Here is an 18,992-nt window from a genome sequence, read left to right as displayed (position 1 = left end):
GAGGGTTAAGGAGAACCATGAATAAGCGACTTATCACTATTCTGGGGGCAATACTGCTGCTGGCGGTGGCCGCATTTCAGGGTATTGACGGTGTCACGGCACGTGACATCGGCCAGTCTCCGGATCTGGAGCGCTCGCGGTCATCGGTCCCGGTTTCTATTGAGCAACTCACCCAGCACCAGCAGGTTGCAAAATATTTGCAAGCGCATCATCGCCTGCCGGACTTTTATATTACCAAGCAACAAGCGCGTGAAAAGGGCTGGAATCCCAAGGATGGTAATTTGTGCAAAGTGTTACCGGGCAGAGCAATTGGCGGTGATCGTTTTTCTAATCGTGAACGTCAATTACCCGAAGCTAAAGGCCGTAATTGGCGTGAAGCTGATGTGAATTATCGTTGTGGGCATCGTGGTAGTGATCGTTTGCTTTACTCCAATGACGGCCTGATTTATCTGACTCAGGATCACTACAAGCATTTCATTCGGATGGAGTGAAAAGATGGTAAAGGTGGTATTCGATTTTGACCATATACCGGACCTTCCTGCATTTTACCGCGCATTTTCCCAACAGTTTGCGCTGAACGAAGGTTTTGGTGCCAATCTGGATGCGTTGTGGGATGTCGTAACCGGCGAGATAGCTTTACCGGTAGAGATTGAGTTTATCCATTTCAATCACCGCCGGAAACGCCGTTTTGGGGCCATTGTGCTGCTGTTGGAAGAAGCCGAAGAAGAGTTGGCGGGCAGTTTACGGTTTAATATTGCCTGATTAGCCTATTTTTACCCTCTTGAGCTTGGGCAGTGCTCGAACGCCTCACGTACTCAGGTTTGATAAGACCATATGTACGCTCTGGGTTCTGCGCGCTGTCCGTGCCCAAGCTGTCTGCGAAAATAGCGCCTAATAAATAGATTCTATCTGTTGCCCAATTACTGCTGCTTCTCTGCTAATTCACGCAGATACTGGAAGATCTGACGGAATGATTTCGGCGGCTTGTTGGTGGCTTGCTCTTTCTGAGCATTACGTACCAAGCTGCGCAGCTGCTGGCGGTCAGCATCTGGATACAATTCCAATACAGTTGGGATGGCATCATCACCTTCTTCAACCAAACGGTCGCGCAGTGTTTCCAGTTTATGGAACAGCGAAACTTGTTGGTTATGGCGGTTTTTCAGCTTATCCAATGCCGTTTGAATCGGTTCTACATCACGAGCGCGCAGCATTTTACCAATGAGCTGGATCTGGCGACGGCGACCTTCTTTCTTAATCTTCTGCGCCAGTTCAATAGCTGCGAGCAGATCCTCATCCAATGGGATCTTCTCCAGAGCGTTTTTACCTAGCTCAACCAGCTCGGTACCCAAGTCTTTTAGCGCTTCGGCATCACGTTTAATTTCACTTTTACTGACCCAGATGATCTCATCGTCATCGTCGTTTTTATCTTCTGGGACTTCATCTAGCCAGTCTTCGGGCTGTTTGTTCATGGTCAAATTCCTTAAAAAGAGGCTAATCGTAGCAGGTTGTTGGCTTTCTGCGAAATTGTACAAAGATCTCTGATAGACTCAGAACCATGGTGTTCTCTATTTTATCCGTGTAAGTGGTCGTATTACGACACTTTCCTGAACGATTATCTCATTAATTATGGCAGACTGATGAAAGTAGTCACTCAAGTTGCACAACAGCGTAAAACGCTGGAACAAGCAGTTGCACAGGCTTTGGAATTGGCCCGCGCGGGTTCTGATGCGGCCGAAGTAGCCGTAAGCAAAACCACCGGAATCAGCGTCAGCACTCGCTTTGGTGAAGTGGAAAACGTGGAGTTCAACAGCGATGGCGCGCTGGGTATTACCGTTTATCACCAGCAGCGTAAAGGCAGTGCGTCTACCACTGATTTAAACCCAGACGCAGTAGCTCGTACGGTGCAGGCGGCATTAGATATTGCTCGCTATACCTCACCAGATCCTTATGCCGGCCCGGCTGAAAAATCTTTGCTGGCCTTTGATGCTCCGGATCTGGATTTGTTCCATCCGAGCGATTTAGATGCCGAGCAAGGTATCTTGTTAGCTGCTCGAGCAGAGCAGGCGGCATTGCAAGCAGATAAGCGGATTACCAATACGGAAGGTGGCAGTTTTAACAGTCACTATGGCATCAAGGTCTTTGGTAATAGCCACGGCATGCTGCAGAGCTATTGTTCGAGCCGCCATTCCCTGTCTAGCAGTGTTATTGCCGAGCACAATGGTGATATGGAGCGCGACTACGCCTATACCATTGGTCGGCGGATAGAAGATTTAACCAGCCCGGAATGGGTTGGTGAAGAGTGCGCCCGTCGTACCTTATCTCGCTTATCACCGCGTAAATTACCGACTATGCAGTCGCCAGTACTGTTTGCTGCTGAAGTTGCCACTGGGCTGTTTGGTCACTTGGTTTCGGCCATCAGCGGCGGCAATATCTATCGCAAATCAACCTTCCTGCTCGACCATCTCGGCAAGCAAATTCTGCCAGAGTGGTTAACTATCGAAGAGCATCCACATTTACTGCGCGGCTTGGCCTCAACGCCATTTGACAGTGAAGGTGTGCGCACGGTGCAGCGGGAAATCGTCAAGGACGGGGTGCTGCAAACTTATCTGCTAACCAGCTATTCTGCCCGTAAGTTGGGGCTACAAAGCACTGGGCACGCAGGTGGCATCCATAATTGGCGCATTGCCGGTCAAGGGCAGGATTTCGCGGGTATGCTTAAGCAGCTCGATAAAGGCTTGGTCGTGACTGAACTAATGGGCCAGGGGGTTAGCACCGTTACCGGTGATTATTCCCGTGGTGCGGCAGGTTTCTGGGTTGAAAACGGTGAAATTCAGTATCCGGTGAGTGAGATAACCATCGCCGGTAATCTGAAAGACATGCTGCGCAATATCGTCAGCATAGGCAGTGATATTGAAACCCGCAGTAACATTCAGTGCGGTTCTATCTTATTACCCGCCATGAAGATAGCAGGCGAATAATAACCTATCTGTCATATTCTCGTGCCATATGCCGCCAGTAGCAATACTGGCGGTTTTGTTTGTTCATTTCCCTGACATGCTAATCTTCCCCAACTTAAATGGATGTTTTATAGTCAAAGGGATAATGATTATGCCGGTATTGATGCGGGGAAGTTCAAATATGATTGTGATGCCAAGTACTTATAGCCCAGCAACCGTTGCCAGAGAATTTACGTTAATTCATGAATTTGAGTTATCTAATACAGAATATGGCGTTATTTTTGACGAAAAAGTACCGAAAGCAGCCATTATCCGTATGAAAATGGAGGATTTTAACGGTATACCGCGTCATCGGGTTATTGCGGGTCTTGATCTGGTAGCCAGGCAAGAGTTTGGTGAAAAAACCCTTGCTGTTAAGCGGTTTTGGGAGGATTCCAGGCTCTTTCAAGTAGAAGGGATGGTGGTTGAGCTGGAGGAACGTGGTCAAGGGCTTGCAACACTATTTTATGAAGTCTTAGTGCTTAAGTGCGGTATTATTTTAATGAGCGACAATAAACAATATGAAGCCGGTCAGGCGCTGTGGCAGAAAATTGCACGGGAGTCAGATAAGCTGGCAGTGTTTATTCTCGATTCTGAAGTCGGCGAGTTTTACCCCTATAGCGGCGATCGAGTTCCTTATAATGGGGCCAGCATTCCAGAAGATAAAATCTGGAGCAAGCATCCCGATACAACTCAATGGGGCGTCATCTTAATCGCGGAAAATAGAGAAAAAATTGCTGCTTATTGCTGATATCTAACTCCTCTCTCACCTTTTGCCTCATTTGTATAATTCCCTCGTTTTCAACTGGCAATAAAAAATCGTTGTCAGTTTTGCCATCCATTGCCTATGTTAAGTATGAGCAATGTACCAATGATCTGATAACAATAACCCTACCCAGAGTCATTGGCGCCACAATCAGGTAGCGCCAAAGCGAAGGGTATATAAGGAATGTGAGCATGGGTAAGAAAATGATGGCGTTAATGGCGGCAGTATTACTCAGCGCCAGCAGTTTAGCGATGGCGGCCAGTGTGGCCGATAATATGGATACCATTGCCGAGAATTATGGCAAGGTACTTAAAGCCGACTCCACTGATGTGATGAAGCAAGGTTTAGCTGCGATGCGGGCTGCGGCTCTGGATGCACAGAAAGGCATCCCAACTAAGTTAAAAAGTTTGGGTGAAGGCAGTGCAGAGGTGAAAGATTTTCGTCATGGTTTAGATCTGTTGATTGGCGAAATTGATCAGGCGAAGGCATTAGCGGATCAAGGCAAACTGGATGAAGCAAAAAAAGCGGCGCAGGGCTTTAAAGTCACTCGCGATACCTACCATAAAAAATACCGTTAACCTCAATCTAGCCTAGCCATCAAGGGTAATAGCAATCGCCATTACCCTTCTTTAGCTGGCTATAAATAGGATAGATATTCCCTCTACTCATAGCTTGCCAGATTTAGCGGTGATACTCGCCAGCGGCTTCCGGCTGATACAGCAATTCCAGCACGGTAATACGGGCTTCATCCCCACCCGGCAGTTTCCAGCTAATTTCGTCATTGACGTGCAGCCCCAGCAGTGCGGCACCTAATGGGGCCATAACTGAGAGTTGCTCGTTACTGTCTTTCAGCGATGCGGGATAAACCAATGTGCGAATATGCTCTTCCTGGCTGTTCAGATCGCGAAAACGAACGCGACTGTTCATGGTCACCACATCAGCCGGAATGGCGTTAGGTGGTAGGATTTCTGCACGATCCAGTTCTTCATTGAGCGCTGTTGCGACCACAGAACCGGCAAAAGCCGGTTGCGCCAGTAACGCATCCAAACGTTCAGCATCTAGCTCGTTAATCGTGATGGTTGGCTTGGTCATACCACTCTCCAATTCAATTTCAGCAAAACATAAAAACAACACCCCCACGCCATAGGAGAGGGGGTGTTAGAAAATAGCTTAATGTTAATCTGATATTAGGCGCTTCCGGCTAGAAAAGAAAGAGATCCGGATCACGAACTTTTTTCCGCTGCCAGCTTTCATCGGGTATTTATATGAAAGTTATTTTGTTGTTAATGATTAAGTTAGCTATCTAACATCTGTATTTTGCGAAAGTGATCCCACCGGTACATTACATTTCCACTTTGAACTGGAAAAAATGCCGCTACACACCTATTCCGCTTGCGGGTAGGGTGATGTTATAGCGCAGAGGCAAGGGACGACAGATAAATAACTGAACTTATCTTTGTAGTCAGAAAGTGGTAGCAGCAAGGAATAGAGGATTGCCAGCGTGAATGATGTAGCCGCATTGAATGCAGCCGAGAACCCTGGAATGGAGGAAGCAATTATCATCACCGAGCGGGTATTAGCTGAAATTACCGCGATGTTAAATGCCGAGAATATTTTTACTAATGCCGTTCAGCAGCAAATGTTGACATCACATATTCGGGCCATGGTGCTGCGTTCAATAACTGGCGAACCATTACCTGAAGTGGAGAAATCATTATTTGATGAGATTTCAGCACATTCGATGCAAATGGCGCAGCAGGTGGTCGATAAATTTGCCAATTTACCTATTGAAGAAGCTTATTTGTTGTCGGTGCATTTTGAAGTAGCGAAAGATAATAACCCATAAAATACTGATCTGGAGAAGAGACTATGAGTCAAATTACCGTTGTGATTGGCGACCGTTTAGGAAAAGGCCAGAAAGTTGGGCAAGGCGTTGAATTAGCTGGTGGCCGCGTGGTGGTTATTCCCGGTGTTGCCGCAGATATGAAATTGGGTGATGTGATGAATAGCGAAAAAGCAGATTTCGGTATTTCATTCTGTGGCAGTGGTGGTGCCGGTGCTATTACCGCCCAAAATAAATATGGTTACAAAGCAAAGTACGGCATGCGTTCAGTCGAAGAAGGTGTGACGGCAATAAATGAAGGCTGCAAAGTACTGGGCTTTGGCTTTATGGATAAAGAGGAATTAGGACAGAAGTTAGTGGAAGCCTATATCAAGAAATATGGTCAGCCATAATGAAAGAGCAATATACCACCCAAGTGCAGGTCAAAGGCAAAGGCGATACTAAAGCCAAAGCCTTCGCCAATGCACTCGGTAATGTCCAGAATACTGTGTTGAAGTCGACACAAAATATTTTACTGCGGATTGAACCACAAGACGTAAAAGTATTAAAAGCAGAATTATCAGTAAAAAATGAAAAGTTTTTATTCTTTTTTCTGCCTCGGGAAAGAAAGACGTACAGCGTTGAACTCGATATTACCGTGAACGTAACAATCATTAATACAGATAAGGTTGTTTTCGTTTCTAAATAAAAACAATGCAACCTTCATTCTTGAAGCCGCAATTCCAAAACATTGGATTATTGCGATTAGCGAAAAGGATATACTGATGTTTCTAATCATTCTTTTTAAGTCGATTATTATCGGCGGACTGGTTGGCGTGGGGGTTGGTGTTGGGGCCGCCCGTATGTTCCATGCGCCCACCATACAGGGAATGGGGGCGTTTCGTACCTTGGGCGAGTTGAACTCGTGTGAGGGTGATCCAGCTTCGCATTTCTCCTTTGGATTAGGGTTCTTCTTCAACGCCTGGGCCTCTTCAGTTGCTGCAGGTGCTTTTACTCAGGACGTTGACCACCGCATTATTCCTAACTGGGGTGCCGCAGCATTGATGATTAAAAATCGCAATGTGGCGGAGACAATGCATAACCCGAAAAAAATGGCGATTGCTTGTGGGATTATTGGGGTCATTGTTGTTAGCTTCCTAAATACCACTGCATCGGCGGTTCCGGCGGCATTACAGGTCACTGCAATTAAAGTATTGGTCCCAGCGGCGAATATTCTGGTTAACACTGTGATGCCTGTTATTTTCTGGCTGGCGGCCATTGATGCAGGGCGACGTTCCGGCTTCTGGGCCACTATTTTTGGCGGCTTGGCACAGTTGATTATGGGCAACGCAGTACCGGGCCTGGTTTTAGGTATTTTAATTGGTAAAGGTGTTGAAGAAAGCGGCTGGAATAAAGTCACTAAAATCATGATGACAGTCATTGTTTTGTTATTCGTGCTTAGTGGTTTCTTCCGCGGATTCGATATGAAATTCCTGGAGTCATTCAGTCTGAGTGCACCAGTGTGGCTTGAAACTATTCATAACGCATTGAGCGGAAAATAACACAGCGAGAGGAGCTTGATGATGGATGAACAAACCAAGAATAATTTCTGGTATGCCGACTGGTCATTTCCGATCTTTGTAGGATTATTATCCTCCGGCGTATTTGCTGGTACCCATATGTACTACCTATATGGTATTGGCGCATTTAACGAAGTGGCCTTTGTTTCAATGTTACGGGCAGGAATGGATACTGGGGTTTATGGCGCAGTGGCTGCGTTTGGTGCCAGTTTCTTATTTGCTCGTATTATTGAAGGTTCACTGGTTGGTATTTTGGATATCGGTGGTGCAATTCAGACTGGGGTTGGTCTGGGTGTGCCAGCATTATTACTGGGTGCAGGGTTTGTGTTCCCGGTGGCTAACTTTGCTGCATCCTTGGTAACCGGTCTGGTTATTGGTTTAGCAATCGGTTATCTGATTATTTTGGCGCGTAAATTCACGATTAACCAAAGTAATTCGACATACGGTGCGGATGTCATGATGGGTGCAGGTAATTCATCTGGTCGTTTCTTAGGTCCACTGATTATTCTGTCAGCTATTACCGCATCTATTCCTATTGGGATTGGTTCTTTAGCTGGCGCATTACTGTTTTATCTGTGGAATAAACCTATCACCGGTGGTGCAATTTTGGGAGCTATGATTTTAGGCTCTATTTTCCCAGTCGCGATCTCCTGAACTACGGGGTAAATATTCAAATAACTGGATATTTACCCCGCTGCGGCGTCAAGTAAAAAAGGGATAAGATAATGTATGACTTTATTATCACCGGGGCGGTATTAGTTGACGGTCGTCAGGTTGATATCGCAATTAATGACGGAAAAATAGTGGCAATCAATGCCGTTATTTCTGCGGATAAAGACAATCAAACAAAATCTCCGATTTGTTCGGCCAGGAAAGTGCTGGATCTGGCCGGGAAATATTACCTCAGTGCGGGTTGGATTGATTCTCATGTTCACTGTTATCCCGCTTCGCCTATTTATCATGATGAAGCTGATTTAGTCGGCGTTGCCAGCGGCGTCACTACGGTTGTTGATGCGGGTAGTACTGGTTCCAACGATGTGGATGATTTTTACCGCTTAACTCGGGCTGCCAAAACTCACGTTTATGCTTTCCTGAATATTGCAAAAACCGGCATTGTTACGCAAAACGAATTAGCCGATATGGCGCAGATTGATAAGCAAGCGGTCAGTCAGGCGATAGCCCGTAATCCCGGTTTTATTATTGGGATAAAAGCGCGAATGAGCAGCAGTGTAGTGGGTAAAAACGGCATCAAACCACTGGTACGCGCTAAAGAAATTCAGCAAGAAAATAATCAATTACCGCTCATGGTGCATATTGGTAATAACCCGCCGGATCTGGATGAAATTGCCGATTTATTGACACAGGGCGACATTATTACCCACTGCTACAACGGCAAGCCAAATCGAATTTTAACCCCCGCAGGTACCTTGCGTGAGTCTATCCAACGCGCACTTAAACGCGGCGTATTATTAGATGTTGGCCATGGCAGTGCCAGCTTCAGTTTCGAGGTCGCAGAACTTGCTATCAAGCAAGGTATTTACCCACACACCATCAGTTCCGACATCTATTGCCGCAACCGTATTAGCGGACCGGTGCATAGCCTCGCGACTGTGATGTCCAAATTTTTCACCATCGGCTTGAGTCTTGAGCAAGTCATTGGTTGTGTAACAGAAAATGCCGCCCAGGCACTGCGTCTCACCCATAAAGGGGTATTGGATGTGGGCTATGACGCTGATCTGACTATTTTTGAGCTGAAACAGCAGCCTCAGGTATTCAATGATTCAGAAGGCAAATCGGTAACCGGTGAAAAGTATCTGGTGCCACTGGCTGCGGTCGTTGCCGGTGACTTAGTATTAACTGACGAAGGGAAGTTAAAAGATGTCTTCAGTCTATGAAAAATACCAGTTAAAGCAGGTGATTAATGCTTCTGGCCGCATGACAATGCTGGGCGTTTCGACGCCACGACAAGATGTGATCGAGGCCATGGAATTGGGGCTGAATCATTACTTTGAAATGAAAGATCTGGTGAATAAAACCGGTGCTTACATTGCGGGTTTACTGAATGTTGAAAGTGCGGTGGTCGTGTCCTGTGCATCGGCCGGGATTGCCCAATCGGTTGCCGCCGTGATTATCAAAGACAATGCGAATTTACTGGTTAATCTGCATGCAGCCCCTCGCACTGTGCCCCATGAAATCGTGCTGCCGAAAGGCCATAACGTTAACTTTGGTGCGCCAGTCGATACTATGGTGACATTGGGTGGCGGTAAAGTGGTAGAAGCTGGTTATGCCAATGAGTGCCTGCCTGAACAGCTAGAAGCTGCGATTACGCCGAATACTGCGGCGATCCTGTACATAAAATCCCACCATTCGGTACAAAAAAGCATTTTATCAGTCGAACAAGCAGTGGTTATCGCACGCAAACATCAATTGCCATTAATTGTCGATGCGGCAGCAGAAGAAGACTTGCAGTGTTACTACCAAATGGGTGCTGATTTAGTGATATACAGCGGCGCTAAAGCCATTGAAGGGCCAACCAGTGGCTTGGTATTAGGCAAGAAAACCTATGTCGAATGGGTGAAGTTGCAATCCAGTGGCATTGGTCGGGCGATGAAAGTGGGCAAAGAGGGTATTCTTGGCCTAACCCGCGCCATTGAAAGTTACATGACATTGGAGAAAGAAACTGGCCAGCAAATGGTTGAGAAAATGACACCGTTTATCAGTCAGTTAAATACCATCGACGGTATTTCAGCCCAAGTGGTTTGGGATGCGGCTGGGCGTGATATTGCGCGGACTGAAATCAGTTTTGATGAAGCCAAAATTGGTCGTTCAACGCCAGAATTGGTTGAGGCGCTCAAAAATGGTGATATTGCGATTTATTTCCGCGCCTATAAAGCCAACGAAGGCAAGATTGAAGTCGATGTGCGCAGTGTGACGCCACCGCAACTTGAGACGATTTATACCTGTATTAACCATTTGGTTAAGGGAGCCTGAGTCATGAAATTGACGCCAAATTATTATCGTGACCGGGTATGCCTGAATGTGCTGGCCGGTTCAAAAGAGAATGCGCGCGAGATTTATCAGGCTGCTGAAGGCCATGTGTTGGTGGGTGTGTTATCGAAGAATTACCCGGATGTCGACAGCGCTGTCAAAGATATGCGCGAGTATGCCGCACTTATCGATAATGCTTTGTCTGTTGGTCTGGGAGCCGGTGACCCTAAGCAATCGGTAATGGTCAGCCAGATTTCGCAGCAGGTTCAACCACAACATGTGAACCAGGTTTTTACCGGTGTTGGCGCGAGTCGAGCCTTGCTGGGCCAGAACGATACTGTCGTCAATGGCCTGATTTCACCGACCACTAAAGTGGGTTACGTGAAGATTTCTACCGGCCCGCTCAGTTCACAACAGAAAGACGCCATTGTACCCATCACCACAGCGATTGCCATGCTGAAAGATATGGGCGGCAGCTCAGTGAAATTCTTCCCAATGAACGGGCTGGATTCTATCGACGAATATCGTTATGTCGCCGAGGCTTGCGCCGCTACCGGTTTCTGGCTAGAGCCCACCGGTGGCATTGATCTGGAGAATTTCGAGCAAATCCTACAAATCGCGTTGGATGCCGGCGTGACAAAAATTATTCCACATATTTATAGCTCCATTATTGATAGTAAAACTGGCAATACTCGCCCGGAAGATGTGAAAACCCTAATGGATATCGTGAAGCGGATTGTGCCGTAACTGCCTGCTCTGGTAGCGCGATTGTCTGGCGATAACATTTTGATTTATTAGAATAAAGTTTGACGGAAAGTCAGTGTCCACAGGGTGCCCAACCGGGTGCCCTGACTGTGAGGTTGGATAGTTCCATACCATTCGATAGCCATTCCCTATGAGTAAGGATCCATATGCATAGCAGCTCAACAGATTCTGGTTTAACCGACCTGACTGGCTTAAAAAGCCTATCAGCGGGTATCGCACTGGCAACGGTGGCATTGTTTAATCCGCTGGCACATGCCGAGCAAACAGCTAATCAATCATTCGCTTATGTCGGTACTTATAATCCGAATGGTGAAGGCGTTTATCGCCTACAAGTCGATACCAAAACCGGTGAATTGACCGGGAAAACCTTGGTCAGCTCATTGGCCAATCCGGCACAGTTAGTGGTGGATGCTCAGGGCAAGACGCTATATGTTGCCAGCGAAGTGGCTGACTACAATGGCGGTAAGCACGGTGCTATTGCGGCATACAGCATTAACCCTGTCGATGGTAGTTTGACACTGATTAATCAGGTGGATTCTCAAGGGGCGGGGCCGGTATACCTCTCGTTGACGCCCTCTGGCAGCCATTTGTTGGTGGCAAACTATATCAGTGGTTCGGTGGCCGTTTTCCCGGTGCAAAGTGGCGGTAAACTGTCTGATGCCAGCGCTGTACAGCAAGATGAAGGCCCGGCGGGTGCAGCAAAACCGGCAGCAGCAGTGGAAGGGAGTTTTGCCATCAGTGATCACAATGGCCCCCATGCACATATGGTTGCCAGCTCCCCCAACGGTAAATTTGTATTTTCCACCGATCTGGGGCTGGATAGGATTTATCAATACCGCTTTGATGCAGACAATGGCCAGTTGATAGCTAATGACCCACCGTATATCAGTGCATCATCAGCGGGCGCTGGCCCACGTCATTTTGTGTTCCATCCTAACGGCAAGACGCTATTCTTAATTAATGAAGAAGCCTCAACCCTGACCAGCTATCAACTAGACCCACAAAAAGGCACGTTGAAACCGTTAAATACAGTATCGTCATTACCGGCAGATTATCGTGGGACTAGCTTTGCTGCGGGTTTGACGTTATCGAAAGACGGAAAATTCTTATACGTGGCGAACCGTCTGCACAACAGTATCGGCCAGTTTGCGGTGACGGGTGACGGTAAATTTAAACCAGTGGAAGAGGTGTGGACGCGGGGCGATTACCCACGCACATTGGTACTCGATCCGACAGGCCACTACCTGTACGCGATGAATCAACGTAGCGATAACATAACCCGCTTTAAAGTTGATCAGCAAAGTGGCAAATTGACCTTTGTTCCAGGCTATACCGCCGTCGGCAGTCCATCACAAATGGTGTTTGTGCCGCCGGTGCAGAAAAAGTGATATGAGAGATGCGCCCCCGACAGTGATGCTGGCAGGGGCTATCTTCTGAATAATGATTTTCTAAACAACGGAGTGGAGCAGTGAGATTTCCCTATCAACGTCTGGCCTATATGTTCGATGCACTGCAATCGGAAACGCTGCCTCAGGAGGAGTTGGCGAAACGTTTTGCGGTCTCGACACGTACTGTACGGGCAGATATCACGGCGTTGAATGAGATCCTTGAGCATTATGGCGCGCACTTTGTGCATAACCGGGGCTTCGGCTACCGGCTAAGGGTTGATGACGCCGAGCGCTTTCGTGCTTTACAGCAACAAAATCGCAAAATGCACCTGACTCCACGCACTGCCAATGAGCGGGTTCACTATCTGTTAATTCGTTTTCTGACCTCTGCTTTTTCATTGAAGCTGGAAGATTTAGCCGATGAATGGTTTGTCAGCCGTGGCACATTACAAAATGATATGGCTGAGGTGAGAGAAAGGCTAAACCGCTACCATCTGACAATTGAAACTAAACCACGTTATGGCATGAAATTGTTTGGTACCGAATTGGCGATTCGGACCTGCCTGACAGATTTATTGTTCCAATTGCAACTGCAAGACGCCGATAACCCATTATTAAAAAATGAGTTTCTCAGTATCCAAACCATCCCGGAATTGACTGGATTATTGCACGCATTATTAGCGCAATATGCCGTACGGTTAACCGACGAAGGTGAGCAATACCTGATTTTCTACTGCGCAGTGGCGATAAAACGCATCACTGATGGTTATCCATTATCTGATTTTGATGCAGAAGATGTGGATGAAGCAGTTAAGTTGGCGTCTGGCCGTCTGGCTAATGAGCTCAAACTCTTATCGGGTAAAGATATTTCGGCGGCAGAAGAGGCTTACCTGCGTGTCAATATTGCGGCTCGCCGGGTGCAGGCCAGTCAGGCCAGTACCAGCCGCCCCAGTGAAATCAATGCCGATGACGAAGAGACGCTGGTGGATTACATCCTCTCGTATATCAATGATCACTATAACTATAATTTGCAGGGCGATAAGCAACTGCGGATTGATTTACTCACCCATATCAAGACCATGATAACTAGGGTGAAATATCAAATTACCATTCCCAACCCACTGTTATCTAATATTAAACAGCACTATCCGATGGCTTATGATGTGACATTGGCAGCGGTTTCCAGTTGGGGGAAATATACCCCTTACAGTCTGAGTGAAAATGAAATTGGCTATCTGGTGTTACATATCGGGGTCGGGCTGGAGCGTCATTATAATATTGGTTATCAACGCCATCCGCAGGTGATGTTGGTGTGTGACACGGGCAATTCTACCACTCGTATGATTCAGGCGCAGATTTCCCGTAAGTATCCGCAGATTGTGATGACACAGACTATTTCCCTGCGTGAATACGAAAATCTTGACCATATCGACGAAGATTTTATTATTTCTAACTCTCGCTTAGCTGAAAAGAACAAGCCGGTGGTGGTGATGTCGCCATTCCCGACGGAATATCAGTTGGAGCAGTTGGGTAAGCTAGTTTTGGTTGATCGCACCCGGCCTTACATGCTGGAAAAGTTTTTTGATAGTCACCATTTTATGATTATCGACCAGCCGATGACTCAGGAGCAGTTGTTCAAAAAAGTCTGTCATCAGTTGGAAGAAGAAGGGTTTGTCGATGCGGATTTTTACCCCTCAGTGGTCGAGCGCGAGGCGATTGTATCTACCATGTTAGGCGAGGGAATTGCGCTGCCACATTCACTGGGCCTATTAGCCAAGAAAACCGTGGTCGTCACTTTACTGGCTCCCAATGGTATCGCCTGGGGGGATGGCGAAGTCGCACATGTTATTTTCCTGCTGGCTATCAGTAAAACCGATTATGAAGAAGCCATGGCGATTTACGATCTGTTCGTGACCTTTGTGCGCGAGCGCTCGATGAGCCGTTTATTGAGTAGCCAGCATTTTGATAGTTTTAAGGCTATTGCGATTGATTGTTTGAGTCGAATTTAGATTTTTGTTTCGGTTGACATAAGATTAGCGGTTATCTCACCTCTGATGCCTCAACCCGCCGTCCATGGCGGGTTGCCCTAGCTACACTCTTCACTCGGCTGCTCAAATGTGTTTTTAAACATGAAGGTCAAAACCATGTTTTTGGATTTTGATGTTGAGCACTAAACGAATATCAACCGAAAATAGCTCCAATACCTAGCAACCGAACCAGATAACTAAACTGAGTCTCTCCCTGTAAATTTGAAATAAAACTCAAATCACTGCCACCCATATCTCCTGACAAACCATCCCTTCACTAACTGCGTTGTTACCATATACCCCGCCAGAATCATAATCAGCCATGGGAAGTAGGAGAGTGGCAGCGCCTGTAATTGCAGGAACCCAGCCAGTGGTGAGAAGGTCAGCCCGATACCGACGACAACGACCGCCAGTGTCATCAGACACAGTGGCCATGAGGCGCGGCTCTGGATAAATGGAATCTTACGAGTACGAATCATATGCACAATCAATGTTTGAGACAGTAGCCCCTCGACGAACCAACCAGATTGGAACAGTGTCTGCATTTCTGGTGTATTAGCCTTAAATACCCACCACATCAGGCTAAAGGTCAAAACGTCAAAAATGGAGCTTATCGGGCCAAAGAACACCATAAAACGCCCCAAATCACCGGCGTTCCAGCGCTGTGGTTTGGTCAGTTGCTCTTCGTCGACATTATCAAACGGAATGGCAATCTGAGAAATATCGTACAGCAAGTTCTGGATCAACAGATGCAGTGGCAGCATGGGCAGGAAGGGTAAAAATGCACTGGCAATCAACACGCTGAAGACGTTACCAAAGTTGGAACTGGCGGTCATTTTTATGTATTTCAGCATGTTGGCAAAGGTGCGACGGCCTTCTATCACTCCTTGTTCCAACACCATCAGGCTCTTTTCCAGCAAAATAATATCAGCGGCTTCCTTGGCGATATCGACTGCGGAATCGACTGAGATCCCAATATCCGCGGCCCGCAAGGCTGGGGCATCATTGATGCCGTCCCCCATAAAGCCGACCACATGGCCCGCATCCCGCATGTTTTTTACGATGCGTTCTTTGTGCATTGGGGTCAACTTGGCGAACACGGTTGTGGTGCGGGTGGCTTGCGTCAGTTCAGCTTCGCTCATCTGTTCAATATCATTGCCTCGCAAGACTCGGTCAACCGATAGCCCAACATCTTTACAGACTTTACGTGCTACTAACTCATTGTCACCAGTAAGAATTTTGACGTTGATGCCATTCTTTTTCAACGCCAGAAGTGCCGGTGCGGTACTCTCTTTGGGCGGGTCAAGGAAGGCAATATATCCCTCAAGAATAAGGTCATATTCGTCGATAACAGCATAATTTCGCTGATAAGCCGGTAAAATTCGGGTGGCAACCGCCACAACTCGCAACCCTTGCTGGTTTTGCTCATCAGTAATACGACGGATACGGGCCATCAATGCATCCGTCATTGGGATAACGTCATCCCCTTGTCGGACATGGCGGCAAATAGACAGCATCTCTTCCAACGCCCCTTTGCAGATAAGCTCATGATAATCAGACTGATCGCTGACGACCACGGACATACGACGGCGCTCAAAATCGAAGGGAATCTCATCGATTTTACGATAACCCGCCAGAGTATCGGTCGACTGAGATTTCGCGATGTCGGAGTCGGTCATCGAAGAAAGCACCGCCACATCCAGAAGATTTTTTAGCCCGGTTTGGTAATAGCTATTGAGCCAGGCATAGCGCAGCACTCGCTCACAATTGGCACCAAATACGTCGATATGGCTCTCCAACACGATTTTGTCTTGTGTGAGAGTTCCGGTCTTATCGGTACACAGAATATCCATCGCCCCAAAGTTCTGGATAGCATCCAGCCGTTTGACGATAACTTTCTGTTTTGACAGCTTTACAGCCCCTTTTGCCAATGTCGATGTGACAATCATTGGCAACATTTCTGGGGTCAAACCTACCGCGACGGAGAGAGCAAATAGCGCCGCTTCCCACCAGTCACCTTTGGTAAACCCATTGATCAGCAACACAATCGGCGTCATGACCAGCATAAATCGGATCAGCAACCAACTGACTTTACTGATGCCACTTTGAAAGGCATTGGGTTGCTCATCCTGATGAGTCACGCGCTCAGCCAATAAACCAAAATAAGTTTGGTTACCGGTTCCGATAACGATGGCCAGTGCCGAGCCACTCACCACATTGGTGCCCATAAAGCAGAGCGTATCTCGCTCAAGTGGGTTCTGTTCGTCACACTCACGGCATTGCGCGACTTTCTCCACCGGCAGGGATTCACCGGTCAAGGCGGCCTGGCTGATAAACAGGTCTTTGGCAAACAGAATCCGTAAATCTGCCGGGATCATGTCGCCAGCGGAGAGCTTGATAATATCGCCAGGCACCAATTGGGAGATAGGCAGCTCGTGGTGCTCGCTCTTACCGGTATGGGCATCACTGCGGATCACCGTGGCAGTATTGCTGACCATGGCTTTTAAGGCATCGGCTGCGCGGTTGGAGCGAGCTTCCTGAATAAAATGCATTAGGGTAGAAATTAGCACCATGGCACCAATCACTAGCGCAGCAGTGAGGTCTTCAGTGGCATAGGAAATCAGTGCCAGAATAGTCAATAGCAAGTTAAACGGGTTGCGATAACAGTGCCATAGGTGAACCCACCCACTGACAGCTTGCTGATTTTCAATCAGATTACTGCCACTGACCAAGCGAATGGCTTCAGCTTCCTGCTCGGTTAGCCCTTCCGGATGGCTTTGAAAACGTTGATAAAGTTGCGGTGGCGTTGCATTGGCGCATAGCAAACGCTGCCGAGTCAGGTCGGCGGGGATATCTTTAGCTGCACTTCCCGCTGAAACTCCTTCTAGCATGGTTTCCCGGCGGATCAGGCGGCGGGGCAGGTTACGACTCAATACGTTGAGCAACTGCCGGGTGAAATTTTTAACTGGCATGGTTCAAACCTTACTGTCATTCCCTGAAATCGTGTTTTGGACTATTTCAAGTTGCGCCCACGGCAAACCTGCCGTAGCAAGGGCAAAAATCAGCAGCAGAAACCAACGCGAGAGAAGTGCGCAGTGACTGCCTATCAGATTGTTATCCGATAAGGCAACCACGTCAGGCGGGGATTGACCTTACCGGCCCACCCAAAGGGTGTAGGTTATGGGAACAGGGTCCACTGGGTCATTAACCTCCGGTAAGTGAAAAACAGGTTGTTTGGGGATAGAACACTCAAACAGCTATACAAACTCTAAACCGCATTACTATAGCGGCTACGGCAGAAATCACCCTGACGGTAATATCATCCGTTAGGGTAACAACATGTTGCTGGTCGCTGGGATATCATGCGCTGGGTCTGATTCTACGCATTCGAGACTTGCCGCGACTTTGGCTATTTAAATAATCAGTTTATTATATGCATCCAAACCTAAACATTAGGTAAACCATGCAAAACCGTTTGACTATTAAGGACATTGCTCGCATGAGTGGAGTTGGAAAATCCACGGTTTCGCGGGTACTCAATAATGAAGGCAGTGTCAGCCCGCAGACGCGCGAGCGAGTCGAGGCGGTGATTCGCCAGCAGGGTTTTACGCCGTCTAAATCGGCCCGTGCTATGCGGGGGCAGAGCGACAAAGTGGTGGGGATTATTGTCTCCCGTCTGGATTCTCCCTCCGAAAATCAGGCGGTGCGCACCATGTTGCCGCTGTTCTATCAGCAAGGTTACGACCCGATTCTGATGGAGAGCCAATTTGATCCCGCTCTTGTTAGCGAGCATCTGCATATGCTGCAACAGCGTAATGTCGATGGTGTGATTCTATTTGGTTTCACTGGTTTAACTGCCGAAATGCTGTCACCGTGGCAGGAAAAAATGGTGGTATTAGCGCGGGAATATGAGGGTTTTTCTTCTGTTTGTTATGACGATGAAGGTGCGGTGCGCTTGTTGATGGATAAGCTGCGTCAGGCTGGGCATCGCCATATTAGCTATATCGGTGTGCAGCCAACTGATGCGACTACCGGTATGCGCCGTCACCAATCTTATCTCAATTACAGTCAACAACATGGCCTAATACCCACAGTTGCACTGGGTGAGTTGAGTTATCAGAGTGGCTTTCAGTTAGCGCCGCAAGTGATAAAACCGGATACCTCGGCGTTAGTCTGTGCCTCTGACACCATCGCCATGGGGGTAAGTAAGTACTTGCAGCAGCAAGGGCAACAACATATTCAGGTTTGCGGTATCGGTAATACACCACTATTGCACTTTTTGTTCCCCAATAGCCTGTCCGTCGAGCTAGGCTATGGCAGCGCTGGGGTTAAAGCTGCGCAACAGCTGTTAGGTCAACTCAATAATAGACAAGAAATTCAACAGATTATCATTCCCGGCCAACTGGCTTAATTGCTCTTTTCTCTGCCTGAAGTTGCTGACAGTCCCATCCTGAGTGGTGGGAGTGGCTGGTGGTCGTGCAACCCTACGTTTCCGATGAAGAATTGTACAAAAAATTGTCAAATTGTGATCTTCAACTCAAGTTGGGAACGTTCCCATTCCATAAAAATAAATACATAGCTAATCTTTAATGAGCTGAATATTTAATCGGCCATTATTTTTAATTTGTTTTTATTTAAGCCAGAACAGATAGATTTCAAA

General features: G+C 47.4%; 19 protein-coding genes. 16 read left to right on the top strand and 3 right to left on the bottom strand.

Going from position 1 to position 18,992, the window contains the following annotated elements:
• The first annotated feature begins 17 nt into the window (after positions 1–17).
• The gene (locus DJ58_RS11115) at positions 18–491 is read left to right on the top strand and encodes a ribonuclease (RefSeq protein ID WP_004710991.1); all 474 of its coding nucleotides are present in this window, start codon (positions 18–20) and stop codon (positions 489–491) included.
• A 4-nt stretch (positions 492–495) separates the two neighbouring features.
• Positions 496–762 carry a barstar family protein gene (locus tag DJ58_RS11120; protein ID WP_032911556.1) on the top strand — a complete coding sequence of 89 codons (267 nt, stop codon included), beginning with the start codon at positions 496–498 and terminating at the stop codon, positions 760–762.
• A gap of 158 nt (positions 763–920) precedes the next feature.
• Here DJ58_RS11120 and yjgA read toward each other — a convergent pair whose 3' ends face one another.
• Positions 921–1,469 carry a ribosome biogenesis factor YjgA gene (yjgA, locus tag DJ58_RS11125; protein ID WP_004710987.1) on the bottom strand — a complete coding sequence of 183 codons (549 nt, stop codon included), beginning with the start codon at positions 1,467–1,469 and terminating at the stop codon, positions 921–923.
• 168 nt (positions 1,470–1,637) lie between these two features.
• Between yjgA and pmbA the strand changes: the two genes are divergently transcribed.
• From pmbA to cybC, 3 genes are all read left to right on the top strand, one after another.
• Positions 1,638–2,978, top strand: a complete 1,341-nt coding sequence (gene pmbA, locus DJ58_RS11130; protein ID WP_004710983.1) for a metalloprotease PmbA — start codon at positions 1,638–1,640, stop codon at positions 2,976–2,978.
• 124 nt (positions 2,979–3,102) lie between these two features.
• Positions 3,103–3,747: a hypothetical protein gene (locus DJ58_RS11135; protein WP_071985046.1), complete on the top strand. Its 645-nt coding sequence runs from the start codon at positions 3,103–3,105 to the stop codon at positions 3,745–3,747.
• 206 nt (positions 3,748–3,953) lie between these two features.
• Positions 3,954–4,340: a cytochrome b562 gene (gene cybC / locus DJ58_RS11140; protein WP_004710981.1), complete on the top strand. Its 387-nt coding sequence runs from the start codon at positions 3,954–3,956 to the stop codon at positions 4,338–4,340.
• Positions 4,341–4,443: 103 nt separating this feature from the next.
• Here cybC and rnk read toward each other — a convergent pair whose 3' ends face one another.
• Positions 4,444–4,854 (bottom strand): nucleoside diphosphate kinase regulator, encoded by a 411-nt coding sequence (rnk, locus tag DJ58_RS11145; protein WP_005174306.1) that lies wholly within the window; start codon positions 4,852–4,854, stop codon positions 4,444–4,446.
• 409 nt (positions 4,855–5,263) lie between these two features.
• On the opposite strand from rnk, the gene DJ58_RS11150 reads away from it, so the two are divergent.
• From DJ58_RS11150 to DJ58_RS11195, 10 genes are all read left to right on the top strand, one after another.
• On the top strand, positions 5,264–5,608 hold the full coding sequence (locus DJ58_RS11150) for a PRD domain-containing protein (RefSeq protein ID WP_004710977.1): 345 nt from the start codon (positions 5,264–5,266) through the stop codon (positions 5,606–5,608).
• A 23-nt stretch (positions 5,609–5,631) separates the two neighbouring features.
• Positions 5,632–5,997, top strand: a complete 366-nt coding sequence (locus DJ58_RS11155) for a glycine-rich SFCGS family protein (protein ID WP_004392359.1) — start codon at positions 5,632–5,634, stop codon at positions 5,995–5,997.
• Positions 5,997–6,293: a DUF4312 family protein gene (locus DJ58_RS11160; RefSeq protein ID WP_032911554.1), complete on the top strand. Its 297-nt coding sequence runs from the start codon at positions 5,997–5,999 to the stop codon at positions 6,291–6,293. The genes DJ58_RS11155 and DJ58_RS11160 overlap by 1 nt, the downstream gene beginning before the upstream one ends.
• Before the next feature lie 76 nt (positions 6,294–6,369).
• Complete coding sequence (locus tag DJ58_RS11165; RefSeq protein ID WP_004710975.1) at positions 6,370–7,146, top strand: DUF4311 domain-containing protein; 777 nt, start codon at positions 6,370–6,372, stop codon at positions 7,144–7,146.
• A gap of 21 nt (positions 7,147–7,167) precedes the next feature.
• Positions 7,168–7,818 carry a DUF4310 family protein gene (locus tag DJ58_RS11170; protein ID WP_032911553.1) on the top strand — a complete coding sequence of 217 codons (651 nt, stop codon included), beginning with the start codon at positions 7,168–7,170 and terminating at the stop codon, positions 7,816–7,818.
• A gap of 71 nt (positions 7,819–7,889) precedes the next feature.
• The gene (locus tag DJ58_RS11175) at positions 7,890–9,059 is read left to right on the top strand and encodes an amidohydrolase/deacetylase family metallohydrolase (RefSeq protein ID WP_004710971.1); all 1,170 of its coding nucleotides are present in this window, start codon (positions 7,890–7,892) and stop codon (positions 9,057–9,059) included.
• Positions 9,043–10,155 carry a DgaE family pyridoxal phosphate-dependent ammonia lyase gene (locus tag DJ58_RS11180; RefSeq protein ID WP_032911552.1) on the top strand — a complete coding sequence of 371 codons (1,113 nt, stop codon included), beginning with the start codon at positions 9,043–9,045 and terminating at the stop codon, positions 10,153–10,155. The genes DJ58_RS11175 and DJ58_RS11180 overlap by 17 nt, the downstream gene beginning before the upstream one ends.
• A gap of 3 nt (positions 10,156–10,158) precedes the next feature.
• The gene (gene dagF / locus DJ58_RS11185) at positions 10,159–10,899 is read left to right on the top strand and encodes a 2-dehydro-3-deoxy-phosphogluconate aldolase (RefSeq protein ID WP_004710967.1); all 741 of its coding nucleotides are present in this window, start codon (positions 10,159–10,161) and stop codon (positions 10,897–10,899) included.
• A gap of 164 nt (positions 10,900–11,063) precedes the next feature.
• A complete protein-coding gene (locus tag DJ58_RS11190; RefSeq protein ID WP_004710966.1) occupies positions 11,064–12,305 on the top strand; it encodes a lactonase family protein in 1,242 nt (413 codons plus the stop codon).
• Positions 12,306–12,385: 80 nt separating this feature from the next.
• Entirely contained in the window at positions 12,386–14,314 is a 1,929-nt protein-coding gene (locus DJ58_RS11195; RefSeq protein WP_004710965.1) for a BglG family transcription antiterminator, read from the top strand.
• 257 nt (positions 14,315–14,571) lie between these two features.
• Here the strand turns inward: DJ58_RS11195 and mgtA are convergent, their stop codons facing one another.
• On the bottom strand, positions 14,572–17,304 hold the full coding sequence (gene mgtA, locus DJ58_RS11200; protein WP_004710963.1) for a magnesium-translocating P-type ATPase: 2,733 nt from the start codon (positions 17,302–17,304) through the stop codon (positions 14,572–14,574).
• 491 nt (positions 17,305–17,795) lie between these two features.
• Here mgtA and treR point away from each other — a divergent pair, with 491 nt between their 5' ends.
• Entirely contained in the window at positions 17,796–18,743 is a 948-nt protein-coding gene (gene treR / locus DJ58_RS11205; protein WP_004710960.1) for a trehalose operon repressor TreR, read from the top strand.
• Positions 18,744–18,992 lie beyond the last annotated feature (249 nt).

Origin of the sequence: Yersinia frederiksenii ATCC 33641 (assembly GCF_000754805.1) — a bacterium.
Classification (GTDB): domain Bacteria; phylum Pseudomonadota; class Gammaproteobacteria; order Enterobacterales; family Enterobacteriaceae; genus Yersinia; species Yersinia frederiksenii.
Note: the sequence above shows the minus strand (reverse complement) of the source record. Positions and strands in the feature narration are given on the sequence as shown.

Coding starts and splice junctions, on each gene's coding strand:
- DJ58_RS11115 (WP_004710991.1), top strand. CDS start 18: ATGAATAAGCGACTTATCACTATTCTGGGGGCAATACTGCTGCTGGCG.
- DJ58_RS11120 (WP_032911556.1), top strand. CDS start 496: ATGGTAAAGGTGGTATTCGATTTTGACCATATACCGGACCTTCCTGCA.
- yjgA (WP_004710987.1), bottom strand. CDS start 1,469: ATGAACAAACAGCCCGAAGACTGGCTAGATGAAGTCCCAGAAGATAAA.
- pmbA (WP_004710983.1), top strand. CDS start 1,638: ATGAAAGTAGTCACTCAAGTTGCACAACAGCGTAAAACGCTGGAACAA.
- DJ58_RS11135 (WP_071985046.1), top strand. CDS start 3,103: ATGATTATGCCGGTATTGATGCGGGGAAGTTCAAATATGATTGTGATG.
- cybC (WP_004710981.1), top strand. CDS start 3,954: ATGGGTAAGAAAATGATGGCGTTAATGGCGGCAGTATTACTCAGCGCC.
- rnk (WP_005174306.1), bottom strand. CDS start 4,854: ATGACCAAGCCAACCATCACGATTAACGAGCTAGATGCTGAACGTTTG.
- DJ58_RS11155 (WP_004392359.1), top strand. CDS start 5,632: ATGAGTCAAATTACCGTTGTGATTGGCGACCGTTTAGGAAAAGGCCAG.
- DJ58_RS11160 (WP_032911554.1), top strand. CDS start 5,997: ATGAAAGAGCAATATACCACCCAAGTGCAGGTCAAAGGCAAAGGCGAT.
- DJ58_RS11165 (WP_004710975.1), top strand. CDS start 6,370: ATGTTTCTAATCATTCTTTTTAAGTCGATTATTATCGGCGGACTGGTT.
- DJ58_RS11170 (WP_032911553.1), top strand. CDS start 7,168: ATGGATGAACAAACCAAGAATAATTTCTGGTATGCCGACTGGTCATTT.
- DJ58_RS11175 (WP_004710971.1), top strand. CDS start 7,890: ATGTATGACTTTATTATCACCGGGGCGGTATTAGTTGACGGTCGTCAG.
- DJ58_RS11180 (WP_032911552.1), top strand. CDS start 9,043: ATGTCTTCAGTCTATGAAAAATACCAGTTAAAGCAGGTGATTAATGCT.
- dagF (WP_004710967.1), top strand. CDS start 10,159: ATGAAATTGACGCCAAATTATTATCGTGACCGGGTATGCCTGAATGTG.
- DJ58_RS11190 (WP_004710966.1), top strand. CDS start 11,064: ATGCATAGCAGCTCAACAGATTCTGGTTTAACCGACCTGACTGGCTTA.
- mgtA (WP_004710963.1), bottom strand. CDS start 17,304: ATGCCAGTTAAAAATTTCACCCGGCAGTTGCTCAACGTATTGAGTCGT.
- treR (WP_004710960.1), top strand. CDS start 17,796: ATGCAAAACCGTTTGACTATTAAGGACATTGCTCGCATGAGTGGAGTT.